Annotated in this window: 12 protein-coding genes; 4 read left to right on the top strand and 8 right to left on the bottom strand. The window is 37.5% G+C overall.

The genetic code is table 11. The features are described from left to right. Positions 1 to 7 precede the first annotated feature (7 nt). The 6 genes from PPBDW_RS05660 to PPBDW_RS05635 all read right to left on the bottom strand — a co-directional run bounded on the left by PPBDW_RS05660 (position 8) and on the right by PPBDW_RS05635 (position 7,204). Entirely contained in the window at positions 8 to 481 is a 474-nt protein-coding gene (locus PPBDW_RS05660) for a response regulator (protein WP_036793968.1), read from the bottom strand. A 12-nt stretch (positions 482 to 493) separates the two neighbouring features. Next, the gene (locus PPBDW_RS05655) at positions 494 to 1,819 is read right to left on the bottom strand and encodes an ATP-binding protein (protein ID WP_036793967.1); all 1,326 of its coding nucleotides are present in this window, start codon (positions 1,817 to 1,819) and stop codon (positions 494 to 496) included. 28 nt (positions 1,820 to 1,847) lie between these two features. Continuing rightward, entirely contained in the window at positions 1,848 to 3,263 is a 1,416-nt protein-coding gene (locus PPBDW_RS05650; RefSeq protein WP_036793966.1) for an SLC13 family permease, read from the bottom strand. Between the two features lie 329 nt (positions 3,264 to 3,592). Then, a complete protein-coding gene (locus PPBDW_RS05645; RefSeq protein ID WP_413771874.1) occupies positions 3,593 to 5,029 on the bottom strand; it encodes an MATE family efflux transporter in 1,437 nt (478 codons plus the stop codon). A gap of 190 nt (positions 5,030 to 5,219) precedes the next feature. Next, positions 5,220 to 5,636 carry a CBS domain-containing protein gene (locus tag PPBDW_RS05640; RefSeq protein WP_036793962.1) on the bottom strand — a complete coding sequence of 139 codons (417 nt, stop codon included), beginning with the start codon at positions 5,634 to 5,636 and terminating at the stop codon, positions 5,220 to 5,222. Between the two features lie 251 nt (positions 5,637 to 5,887). After that, positions 5,888 to 7,204: a DUF945 family protein gene (locus PPBDW_RS05635; RefSeq protein WP_036793961.1), complete on the bottom strand. Its 1,317-nt coding sequence runs from the start codon at positions 7,202 to 7,204 to the stop codon at positions 5,888 to 5,890. A gap of 239 nt (positions 7,205 to 7,443) precedes the next feature. Here PPBDW_RS05635 and PPBDW_RS05630 point away from each other — a divergent pair, with 239 nt between their 5' ends. Then, complete coding sequence (locus PPBDW_RS05630) at positions 7,444 to 8,436, top strand: 2-hydroxyacid dehydrogenase (RefSeq protein ID WP_036793959.1); 993 nt, start codon at positions 7,444 to 7,446, stop codon at positions 8,434 to 8,436. A gap of 76 nt (positions 8,437 to 8,512) precedes the next feature. Here the strand turns inward: PPBDW_RS05630 and dsdC are convergent, their stop codons facing one another. Both dsdC and PPBDW_RS05620 read right to left on the bottom strand, forming a co-directional pair. After that, the gene (gene dsdC, locus PPBDW_RS05625; protein ID WP_036793957.1) at positions 8,513 to 9,421 is read right to left on the bottom strand and encodes a DNA-binding transcriptional regulator DsdC; all 909 of its coding nucleotides are present in this window, start codon (positions 9,419 to 9,421) and stop codon (positions 8,513 to 8,515) included. Between the two features lie 101 nt (positions 9,422 to 9,522). Continuing rightward, on the bottom strand, positions 9,523 to 10,122 hold the full coding sequence (locus PPBDW_RS05620) for a TfoX/Sxy family DNA transformation protein (protein WP_036793955.1): 600 nt from the start codon (positions 10,120 to 10,122) through the stop codon (positions 9,523 to 9,525). 272 nt (positions 10,123 to 10,394) lie between these two features. Here PPBDW_RS05620 and PPBDW_RS05615 point away from each other — a divergent pair, with 272 nt between their 5' ends. From PPBDW_RS05615 to PPBDW_RS05605, 3 genes are all read left to right on the top strand, one after another. Beyond that, on the top strand, positions 10,395 to 10,985 hold the full coding sequence (locus PPBDW_RS05615; RefSeq protein WP_036793953.1) for an LON peptidase substrate-binding domain-containing protein: 591 nt from the start codon (positions 10,395 to 10,397) through the stop codon (positions 10,983 to 10,985). 36 nt (positions 10,986 to 11,021) lie between these two features. After that, positions 11,022 to 12,026 (top strand): HDOD domain-containing protein, encoded by a 1,005-nt coding sequence (locus PPBDW_RS05610; protein WP_237043587.1) that lies wholly within the window; start codon positions 11,022 to 11,024, stop codon positions 12,024 to 12,026. A 265-nt stretch (positions 12,027 to 12,291) separates the two neighbouring features. Next, positions 12,292 to 13,191, top strand: coding sequence for a LysO family transporter (locus tag PPBDW_RS05605; RefSeq protein ID WP_036793950.1), 900 nt, complete (start codon positions 12,292 to 12,294; stop codon positions 13,189 to 13,191). The last annotated feature ends 118 nt before the right edge of the window (positions 13,192 to 13,309 follow it).

Here is a 13,309-nt window from a genome sequence, read left to right as displayed (position 1 = left end):
AGATTAGTTAACGTAAACGTTGTAAAATAGTTGTGTTATCAAGCACATCGCCCCACTTCGTATAATCTAACCCCATATCGAAAATATATTCAGTAACTAATGTTCGCACACAGTTAGTGAGCACTTCGGCATCCCATGGTTTTTCAAAGTAACTTTCAATACGTGCTTGGTTGATTGCTGCAATAGTATCTTGATGAGTCGCCTGCCCTGTTAATAACACCTTTTTAGTATGGATAAAGCGGCTATCGTTTGCCACTAGCGTCAATAACTCAACCCCAGTTTTACCAGGCATCACATGATCTGAAATAATAAGGCCGATAAACTGGCCTTCAGCATCAAGTTCATCCATTAATGCGAGTGCTTCATCTGCTGATTCGCAATCTTCCAATAAAAAAGATGGCTCAAATTCCACTAAATCTTTTAATACTGCACTTAATACTTCGCGCTGATCATCAACGCAAATAATCGTGATTTTTTCCATCATAACCATCCTTTACGTTATCGGTAATTTGATTCTAAATGTCGTACGCTGATAATCACTTTTCACCGCAATCGTACCGCCATAGCTCGTCACAATACGTTGTACTATTGCTAACCCCAGCCCTAAACCAAACGATAATCCCCCTTTTTTAGTACTAAAATTAGGATTGAAAATTTTACGCCGCGTCGCTTCATCAATCATAGGACCATTATTAGTAATGGTGACTAATAATTTATTTTTTACACACCGCGTAACAATTTCAATTTGAGGTGACGAGGTGTTTTCCATTGCATCGCAGGCATTCTTAATCAGATTAACCCATATTTGCACCAATTCGGTAACACTTGCCGTTAATGGCGGTAAAATTGCAGGACGTAATACCACCTCAACGTAACGTAAATTACTTTGCAATAGCACCAAAGATTTATGTAAGGTGTCATTAATATCGACATCAGGTATACGTGCGTGATCTCCGCCCCCTAATTGCTTGACTGAACGAACAATACTAGCCGCATGCCGTGCTGCCAGTCGAATATCCCGCAAATCACGACCGCAATCCCAACAAATTAATGCAGCATCAATATCTTCCAACCAATTAGCTGCTATATCTCCCTCAGGTAATGCTCGTGCAAGAATTCGAGCTTGTTCACGACTCAAGCGATACTGTTGCTGTAGTACTTTGGTTCTCTCACGTACTTGCGCTGAACTGACTGTTTGTCCATGAACGATTCCATGCTGTAAAAATGGTGTCATTTGCGGCTGATTATCATCAATAAATTGACTGAATGCTGTTTGTATATTTTCGGTCTTACTGCTAATTACACCAATCGCATTATTGAGTTCATGTGCAATACCGGCAGCTAATTGACCTAAGGTTGTCATTTTTTCAGTGGCATACAATTTTTGAAGTGCTTTTTCTTTTTCTAATGCGGCAATCCCTGTTAGCATCTGGCGCGTTGCTAACTCATGCACCATTACTGGCATAAACTGCTCAGCTAATGATCCATAATGTTCGGGATCAATGGCTTTAGTCGATAAATCAATCCAAGCAATCTCACTGTTTTTTTCTGCTACCACAGTTGTTGAAGCAACGAGTGTTTGGGCAAAGAAGCTATGCACACCAAAAAACATCCCTTCTTTGACCACAAAGACCTGCGCACTCAAGCCATTCTCTTTACTTTTTAAGTAACCAGATAACTCTCCTTGCTTCACCCAATATAAACGATCGTTATATCCCCCTTGGCGTAATACTTCAGTGCCCGCAGCAACTGCAATCGTCGTGGCAGGATCTTGAAAATAAGTATTAATGATCCGTCTCAGTGCTTTAGGTTGATTCATAGCCTTATCCTCATTCACCCCTATTTGCTTAAATATGACCGATTAATTGTAATCCCCAAATCATCACAAAACTCAATGCAACACCAACCACGCCAACAATAACTCCAACCCGCGCCATTTGATTACTTTCAACATGACCCGTAGCATGCGCTAACGCATTTGGTGGCGTACTAATCGGTAATGACATCCCTAACGATGCAGCAAAAGTAACCACTAAGATCAACGTCACTTCCCCACCTAATGGCGTTAGTGACACCATCGAGGTGCCCAGAGCAGCCATGATAGGCATTAATAAGTTAGCAGTTGCAGTGTGCGACATAAAATTAGCCATTAATAAACACAGCAGAGCCGCACCCAATAAGACGACATACGGTGAAAACACATCAAATGGAATACTATGCACAACCAATTTAGCTAAACCGGTTTTATCTAAGGCCAAACCAAGCGCAATACCACCTGAAACTAGCCACAGTACATCCCAAGATATTTTCTTAAGATCTTCTTTATTAATGATCCCTGTTAACGAGAAGATTGCGACAGGAATTAATGCGACGGTATAAGAGTTCATGCCATGCATAGAACCCATTAGCCATAGAATAATGGTAATAGCGAATGTCACATAGACAGTGATCGCTTTAGGGGTTTTGAGAAACTTACCTTGAATTTCGAGTTTAATCGATTGCTGAGTTGCAGGGTAAAATGCATTAATTAACCACCATGCAAACACTAATAATACCGCTACAAATGGCACGCCAAAAAACACCCACTCACCAAAGGTGATCAAGTTTTCGCCAGTAAGATATTTTAATGCGATTGCATTTGGCGGCGTACCGATCGGTGTACCAATTCCGCCAATATTTGCTGCTACAGGAATACATAATGCAAATGCTATTTTACCGGGATCTTTAGCGCCAAATAAAGTGATCACTGGCGCTAAAATAGAAAGCATCATTGCCGTCGTCGCCGTGTTTGACATAAACATTGAGAAAATAGCGGTAATCAACATTAAACCAAACATCACATATTTAGGTTGATGCCCAAACGGTTTAAGTAACACCCGTGCTAAGTTAACATCTAAACGGTATTTCGTCGCAGCCATTGCTAAAAAGAAACCGCCTAAGAACAACATAATAATAGGACTAGCAAAGGTCGCCATTATCTCGCTATAACTCATTAAATTGCCAAAATGAGGTTGTCCTTGATCAAGCCTAAATAGATATAAACTTTTATCTGACAATAATAATAATTCCAGCACAATGATAACAACTGAGGTTGCGTAAATAGGAATAGGTTCCATTACCCAACATAACGCCGCCAATAAAAAAATAGCAATAACACGCTGCTGAATTACCGTTAACCCATCAATAGGGAAAGCTGATGCTGGTAATAACAAAATAATTAATGGGATCAGAATAGGTATGATGTAGCGAAGATTTTGACGCATAGAACATTATTCCCTTAAACAATAAATACGCCATCACCTTTATTTTCCTTAAACTAAAGGTGAAGTGAATGGCTAAACTAACACTACTCGCTGGTCGTTAATGACGATGGTTGCTATTAACACGCAGGCTTATGCTTATCAGTGGAATTATTGTCTATGGCTATTGATCTTATTTCATCGTGTTAGATCAATAAAGAAGTGAAATAATCGCTACTTAGATAAAATAGCGATCATAGTTCGACAAAAAGATTGTCGTTTGTCTGTCAGTTAACATTGATAAAGTGATAGACATCACATCAATTAATATCACTCAAGCGCTTACTCTTTGATCAGTCATTTTTAGTCGCTGTTATATTACTGCTGTGTTCAACGTCAACCGCTAAAGTTTCTTCCAACACATCTTCTGTCCCCATATAGGTGCGAGAAGAACAAAATGGTGCAACTGGTACTGATGGCGTTAATATTTCATGGCTCTCCAGCGATTGCTGCTCATGAGCCCGTCCCATTTTCTTAACTTGATAGATGACTAAACTAAAGCCAATAATACCAAATACCACCGAACCAACCGCTTGCCCAATTAATACCCCACTCGCCCCCGCTAGGTGGCCTCCTATCAATACAAATGGAATCGTACCTAAGGTTGCTTTACCCATATTTAAAGCTGTTGACCATGTTGGTCGGTTAAGATTATTAAATGCTGCATTGGCCACAAATAATGCGCCGTTGAAAATAAAGGTCACGGCAATCAAACTACAGAATACACCAACAATTTCAGCGGCATCACCAGTAAGGCTAAACATCGCTACCAATAAACCTTGTCCAAACCACAGTAATACCGATATGCCAACACAATATGCCGCCGTAAATAGCATTGCATCTCGTAATATTTGATTAATTCTATCCCAACGTTCAGCACCAAAATTTTGACCAATAATTGGCCCAACAGCCCCTGATAATGAAAAAACTAATGCAAAACAAACCGGCATTATTCGCCCAATCACCGCATAGCCAGCAACAAAGCTCTCACCAAACTGAGCAATATTACTGGTGACAACAGCATTACCAATAGGTGTGGCTGTATTGGTTAATATTGCTGGTAACGCAATTTTAGCAACTGTCGGGAGCGCCAATTTAAAGCTAGTTAAATCCGGTTTAGCAACCAATTGATGTTTATATACCACGGCATATAAAGAAAAACACATCACAGCTAATCGAGCAAAAACAGATGCAATCGCAGCACCTTGCATTCCCATTGATAGTCCAAAAATAAGTAATGGATCTAATACCGCATTTACACCACCGCCAATTAATGTTGCAACCATTGAACGGCGAGCATCACCCACTCCTCGCAATGCAGCACTCGCTGACATAGAAACTGCAATCAAAGGAGCACTCGGCAATAAAATCACTAAATATTGCGTTGCAGCCTCAGCAACCGCTCCCTTAGCACCTATCAAATCCAATAGTAATGGTAATTGCCATAACATTAGTCCGACAACAACGACACTAATTAATACCGCAAAAATCATCACATTGCTGGCCATAATACGTGCCTGTTGACGATCATTTTTACCCAAAGCACGTGATACTAGTGCTCCAGCAGCAATAGATGTGCCGATAGAAATTGAAGTAGAAAAAAAGACTAACGTTCCGGCAAAACCAATCGCTGCAGCAAGTTCTATTTGCCCCAACATACTAATAAAAAACATGTCAAGTAAATCGACTAAAAACAATGCCATTAGACCAATAGCACCGGTTCCTGACATCACAACAATGTGTCGCATTGTCGAACCAGTTAAGAATTTAGCCTGACTATTTTCAGCTGAATTTTCTTTATTCACAACATCTCCAAGCAGGCATTATCATGCGATTAAATATGAATATGATAACAAAAAATAAAGGCGCCCAAGGCGCCTTTCATTATCAATAAATTCAATAACTATTTTTATATCTTGATCATAATGGATGCTTAAAGCAAGCACCAATTTGATTACTGATTGCCGTTAATACATCCCGACGCGTAATCACTCCCACTAAGCGCCCATCATCAACAACAGGATAGATTTTTGGCTTTTGCCCTGTCATGGTTTCAGCTAGTACAATAATAGTGTCATCGCCTGAGACGGTTAATACATCAGATCGCATACACTCACTAACGGTATGACTATCTTGGCAGTGATAACCCACTTTAAGTAGTTTATGGATCATATCTTGTTCAGATATAAAGCCAACAACTTGTTTATGCTCATTAATTACCGGCCCACCAATCTGTTTTGCCGTTAACAGTTTATCTAGTGCCGCAGACAATGGCATACTTTCAGTAAATGTAACCGGACGAACATTCATATAGTCTTTTACTTTTAATGACTCCATAGCTTCCCCCAACGTACTTTATATTGTCGTCGATCAGGTTTAATCCATTGAAATCTTAATTAAAAAAAACCTGTTCCTATAATATTAAGTTAAGTCTAAATATTTAAATTTACTCAATATGAATCGTTAATTTGGAACATATCTATCATAAAAAAACATAACCACATGATAAATATTGCTTTTATTTGTTAAATTAAAAACGCTTGCTCAAATGACAAGCGTTTTATTATAACTTGCACATCACACTAAAATTAATGCAGTAATAGTGCCATCATTGCCAAAGGCAATTTTGCACCAGACGAAAATTCTAATTGATCAGCAACAATCTTAACCTGAAGTTGATAGTTACCATTTTGTTCAGTGATAATTTTTTGATTAACTAATACCGGTAACTTCGCCGCTAACAGTGGCTCTTTAGCCACTAATGCGGCAGGAATAACAATATTAATGTTACCACTCAATTGATCAGTAACAGCAGTAAGGTTAGTTGATGCATGCTCTAACCCTGGCTTAATATTTAGCAATACTTGAGCATTAACCGTTCCCTGTGGGGTCTTAACACTTAACTGTGATAAATCAACACTTGCACCATGAGCGATCAATAAATCCAACGCTAACATCGCTTGCTTAATTTGAGCAGGATCTTGCGCGGCTTGCGGAGATTGTTCCATCGCAGCTAACTGACTAATTGCTTTATAATTTAAGTCCTTAAGCGCTAACTTAAAGGCAATATCTTGATAATGTTGGCCATCAAGAGTCGTTAATTTCGCAACCTGAATAGTATTGGTATTAGTAACTTGTTGAGTCGCTTCGGTTGGATTTTTCTCACCAATAGGCTGACTTAATGCATTATTCATTGCCACGTTAACACCATTAATTGCAATAAATTGGTGCTGATCAGCTGCAGTGAATTTTGCATTCTCAAGACTAAATGTCTGATGCCCAATCCAAAAATTACCTTGCATTTGGCCTTGGCCTTCACCATTAATATTATTTACGACCATACTTTCTTTATCAGGTGTAGTAATCGTTAATATAGGTAAGCTGTAACTAAACTGACTCTTACTATTTTCAGGATCAAATTCACCCGTTATGACAAATTTATCGCTAATAGCAGTCACACCCTCTTTATGAGTGTAATCCATTGGGTTTACTGTCATAGTGAAATGAGTTGTTCCCGTAAAGCCGGAATCAGTCACAACTTGCATTGGTGCAACATTTTTACCCCAAATTTGATTCACCAACGGGGCAATTTGTTTATCAATCACAAACTCACTGGTTGATTTTACGCCTAAGAAACCATTATCAATATGATGTTTCACCAACCATACTGTTGGTAACCCTTGCTCTGCAAACTCAGCTTTCAATTGATTTTTAAGCTCAATACGAGAAACAGCATTAGAGGAAAAATACCCACGTTCAAAACTTTTTGTAGTAATAGACAGATAAGGGCTATGGTAATTTTTAACCGCTCCCGTATAAATACTCTGCCCAATTTGACCCGTTGCTAACGGTCCACAAGCAATGATTGCAACAGCACCAGCACTGGCAAGAATTTTTTTCAACATATTGAATCCCAAAAATAAAGTAAGTTGCAATAAACAATCTAAATCATAGCATGAACCACTTAGCCACAGCAGCACAACTATAACCGTTATTTTAGTGTGCTTATTTTGTCATACAATTTGTTTGCTATTTACAACAAAGTTGTTATCTTGATCACATAATAACCGTATAAGTTAGTCAGATATTAACGTCTTATACTTAATCATGACTGAATAACAGACTGTGTTTATGGAGTGATATTATGAAAATAGCTGTTTTTAGCACCAAAGGATATGACCAAAAATCATTTGCTCATACAAATAAAAAATTCCATCAGCAGCTTACTTATTTTGATTTTCAGCTCAATCACCACACAGCAAAAATGGCCGAAGGTTTTGACGCTATTTGTGCATTTGTTAATGATGATCTTAGCGAACCCGTACTCAAAATATTAGCCGAGCAAGGGGTAAAGATTATTGCCATGCGCTGTGCTGGTTTTGATCGCGTTGATCTTGATGTGGCAAAAGCCTTAAATATACAGGTTGTTACTGTTCCCGCTTATTCTCCAGAATCTATTGCCGAACATACTTTAGGCCTGATGCTAAGCCTTAACCGTCGCATTCACCGCGCATACCAACGGACTCGAGATGCAAATTTCTCATTGGAAGGTTTAACGGGTTATAACTTCCATGGCCGGACTGTAGGTGTCATCGGCACAGGTAAAATTGGTATTGCCACCATTCGAATTCTAAAAGGCTTAGGCATGACTATTCTTGCTTATGACCCTTATCCAAACCCAATAGCGCTAGAGCTAGGTGTTACTTACACCACTCTTGATGAAATTTATGCAAAATCAAATGTAATCACCCTCCATTGCCCTATGAGCAAAGAAAATTATCACATGCTTAACCGTAAAGCGTTTGCAAAAATGCGTAAAGGAATGATGATAATTAATACCAGTCGTGGTGGCTTACTTAACTCTAGTGATGCAGTCGAAGCACTTAAAAGTGGTATTATCAGTGCACTCGGAGTCGATGTTTACGAAAACGAAAAAGATTTATTCTTCCAAGATAAATCAAACGACATTATTCAAGATGATGTATTCCGTCGTTTATCGTCATGTCATAACGTACTATTTACAGGCCATCAAGCTTTTTTAACTGAAGAAGCACTTGGCAGTATTGCTCAAACTACCTTAGAAAATTTAGCCAGCTTTGAAAAAGGTGAGCTATCAGGTAATGAACTTATTAAATAAACCGAATGGTTAATAAGTAATGAAAGAAGGCGCACTAAGCGCCTTTTTTGATCATGACTGCACAGCTTATTCGCTATTAAGTATTGATCTCATTAAGAAGCCAATCTTTAAATGCTTTGATTTTTGGTGAGGTTTGCATATCTTTACGGCAAACAACGTAATAACTATGTGCCGAACTTACTATCATATCAAAAGGTGAAACCAAACGAGATGTCGCTAACTGTTCAGCAACAAATGACTGTCTTGCCATCGCCACCCCCATACCGGTAGTTGCCGCTTTAATAGCTAAATCAGCTCGATCAAAAGTACAGCCATTCTCAGGTAATACAACCTTAAAATGTTGTGCCCAAAATTGCCATTCATCATTACGCCCAGCTCTTGCCCACGGGGCTGCATCGTGCAGTAATAAACAATGAATTAAGTTTTCAGGCTGATGATAAAGCTGATGTTTAACCGCATACTCATGACTACATACTGGAAACATACTTTCTTCAAGTAGTTTATCTACAGCTAAATTAGGGTAGACACCATTACCAAAATAAATAGCACAATCATAACTTTCGGTTTGAAAATCGACGAGATCATTTCGCGTTCGTAAATGAATCCGTAAATTAGGATATTTATCAATAAAAGAAGCTAAACGAGGAACTAACCATGTTTGTGCAAAAGTTGGTGGCACTGATATTGTCAAATCACCGCTTAATTCAGCACTTTTCAAATCACGAATTTCATGAATAATATCACCGAAATTGGATGCTAATACTTGTTTTAAACGCAAGCCCTCATCAGTCAATACTAACTTGCGATGTTGTCGAATAAATAATTGGACGTCTAAAATATCTTCCAAATTTTTAATTTTATGACTTACAGCACTCTGGGTAAGGCATAAAATTTCAGCAGCACGAGTAAAACTCATTTGATCTGCTGCAATCAAAAAACAATGTAATCCCGAGAGAACAGAACCTGACAATTTAGATAATTGCATAATTGAGCCACAACAACATAATTGCTATCAGCATAACAAAAAAATCACTTCTTCTCAGCAACATCCCCTAAGTAGACTTATATTATCAATTAGCTATGCATTTAATGAACTTGCTGATGATATTCATCTAATAACTGTTGCTTATGATCTTCGCTTAATAACTGCCAATGCCCGCCATGAATAGCACCAGCAAATATCCATAATAATTTATGATCTAATTCTTGGCCATTATGTTCGCATACACGCCGAAATACATTAACAGCACCAACCTTAAAAAAAGTATCAACGTCTAGTACACCTGCTTTTTTTACCATACGTTCAAGTGTCAAACGCATATTGGGTAAATCACGCAAACGACGATTTGACTCGGAAGATTTAAAAGATTTATCGCGGCAGGAAAAAGCAATCGACGCTTTCACAAACCGATCACATTTAGATTGATCCGTTAAGAATAAATTTTTGATTTCATAATAATTAACCGTTGCTGTTTTACTTTTTTTTACATGTCTAAACTTTTCACAACCAGAGTTAGCTAATTCCTCATCAAGACTATCCCCTCCACGTATATACATTGAGGTTGGTGTTACGATAGCAAACATCGCGCAATTAATAAAAATGCCAGTGCCACCAAACATTGATCTTTTTTCTTGTCGGCCAAATTTATATAAATAATTTAAATAGTCATCTTTTATTGACGTCATAACTTATGCTCCAGATATTATCCATAACAACTAAAAACACATTAAAAACGGCTTATTTTCAGTGTCAATGATTTGACGAGCTATTTTATGCTCATAGCAATAATAGATGATACAGCTAGCATTCGAATATGAGATTATTCGCATATTTTTAGTCGAAAATTTATGAAACGAATTAACAATTAGCCGTTTTTTATACTTACTCTCAATTAAATATATCGTGCTAACCTTAGTAGGGTTTCTTATAAGCAGATCAAAAATGGCAAGGATAAAATATGAATACCATCGCATTATTACCTCATAGCAAACATTTATTGCCCGGTGGGCGACTAAAATTGGTAACTTCAAGAGTATGTGATGTTCGAATGGTAACAGAGGCAATGGCTAACAATGATCCATTCGCATTAGGGATGATCGCTCCAAATAGCTCACCAGAAACCATCACCAATATTCCCGCCATCGCCACAACGGTTACTATTATCGATTTTAATTGCTGTGATGGTGGATTATTAGAAATTATAGTTGAAGGCACTAATAAAATTTCAATTTCAACACTCTCAATGGCTTATGACAATTTACTTACCGCCACTTATGAACCTTGCTCCAATTGGCCAGCTATTGCGATGAGTCCAGATAACCAAATATTAGCTACTAAACTTAAACTCTTGTTTGCATCAATGCCAGAACTTAGTCAGCTTTATCAGCAACCTAACTATCAAGATGCGACATGGGTTAGCCAACGTTGGTTAGAAGTATTACCGATAAATATAAAACATAAACAATCTTTAATTTATTATCCAACCGCAGATATGACAATTAATTTTCTATTACAGTTGCTGCAAGATCACTACTTAATTAATAATTAAAAATAATGCCATTATTCAGCCACTCAAGCGTTAACTGTGTCAAAAAAACAACAGTTTACGCTTTGTACATTCACCAACAGTGAGTACACTCATAACACCTCTTACCACTGTAATTATTCGATGCCACATTTATCATTTTTTTGGCTGGAAGCTAATAACCACCATCATATTCGTGCTATTCAGTCAGATCTTTTCCATTCCATAAAAAAAGCAGCACGCTATAACAGGCTAACCTTACCATCCATTCCTGAGACACTATTAACCCTGAATAGATTGTGCGAAGATCCTGAAACAACAGTTCATGATGTTGCTAACTTATTAATAGATGATCCAGTATTAACAGCCAACATTATTCGAGCTGCCAACTCTGCAATATTTAATCGTCGTAATATTATCTGCCACGATATTCTTACTGCGGTATCACGCTTAGGCATCATTCGAATTAGAGATATCATTACAGCTCAAACAATATACTCATTAAAAAATACCACTATTGAAAACATTGAATGTAACCAATTACTTAAAAATAGTGCATTTCATTCGCGTCAATTTGCAACAACAATGGCACTTATTTGTCAAAAAATGCATATCTATAGTAATAAACCTCTCAAACTTGAACCAGAAAAAGCACTACTAACAGGCCTCTTGGCTGATATTGGTTTATTTGGATTAATTAATGAGTATTCTCATTTTATTGAGCAAGGTAATTATCTTGATTTTAATATTGCTAAATATATTTTCCAAGAGAGCTGCGCGCTAGCCAGTAAGATTGTCCTCAGTCAATGGGGATTTGATAGTGACTATATTGCCGTCGCTACTAATCCAATAACCACCAATCATGATAGTGATATTAGCTATTTAACTATCGCTCGCATGACACATCATTTTTTATTGTTTAAAACTAATAATGCCGCAGCAATGAATGAACATGAAGTTGAATTAGATCTTGCTGGAGCAGAAGTGATGTATGAATTAACTAATATGTCAGAACTTGAATTTAATAATCAATTAAAACAGATCACTCATAGCTATGGCATTTAATCCTCTGAGCACTTTTCTTGTTAAATGGCAGCGTTCGTCTAACTCCCCCCGTTAGACGATACGTTTTGACACATATATATACACTTTTTCCGCTAGTTTAATCAGTATCATTCCTATTGATATCTATATTCTTTCTACTACTTTATGTTATATTCGTCACAAATTTAATGCTTAATCTTTAATCACTTATGATGTTGTGAAGCTGCATTATATTAAGATATTTACAATTTCACTTTCACGCTGTTTATACATAATAGGGATAAATATGTTATCGGGGATTCTACTCATTTTTTTACCATTGGTACTGGGATATTTAATCCCGATAAAAAAAACCAATATTCTTGAGTTTATTAATACCCAAACCAGTCGCTTAGTACTAGTAATCTTAGCATTAATGGGATTAAGTTTGGCAGGGCTCGATAACCTTAGTCAGAATTTAGGCCAAATTCTGTTATATACCTTTACCTTTTTTATCTCAATTTCGGTATGTAACCTACTCGCTTTACCATGGCTAGATCGTTTATGGCCAACGCCCACATCACATGTACATCGTAAATTACCATTAGCTAAAATGTTACTGGAATCTGGAAAATTAGTCATTGTGGTTGCACTAGGATTAATTATCGGATTACTGTTAAACGTTGATCTGTCATGGGTAGAGCAAGCCAGCGAAAACATCTTATTATTACTGCTATTTTTTGTTGGTATTCAACTACGCAATAGTGGCATGACTCTTAAGCAAATTATACTCAATAAAAAAGGCGTCATTATTGCGGCAGTGATTTTGGTGACATCCTTACTTGGCGGTATTATTGCAGCATTATTACTCGATATTCCAATTAATAATGGCTTAGCAATGGCATCAGGGTTTGGGTGGTATTCATTAGCAGGAATATTAATTGGTGACGGCTTAGGCAGTATTTATGGTGGGGCTGCATTCTTAAATGAACTACTTCGTGAAATACTAGCACTGATCATGATTCCACTCTTTATTAATCGCTATCCAAACACCGCGATTGGTTATGCTGGTGCTACCGCTATGGACTTTACGTTACCCGTAATTCAAAATTGTGGCGGTATTCGTTGTGTACCGATTGCAATCGTTAGTGGCTTCATTTTAAGTTTATTAGTACCGGTTTTAATTCTGTTCTTTATCTCTTTATAACCCCCCTACTTCAGTCCTCATAGCCAGCCTAGTGCTGGCTTTTTACTCTCTAATAATTATATATCATTACTGCTAACGCTAATTGTTTATCTTACAGTGTGTAAATATTCTATCTATA

The sequence above is a fragment of the Photobacterium kishitanii genome (assembly GCF_000613045.3).
Lineage (GTDB): Bacteria > Pseudomonadota > Gammaproteobacteria > Enterobacterales > Vibrionaceae > Photobacterium > Photobacterium kishitanii.
Note: the sequence above shows the minus strand (reverse complement) of the source record. Positions and strands in the feature narration are given on the sequence as shown.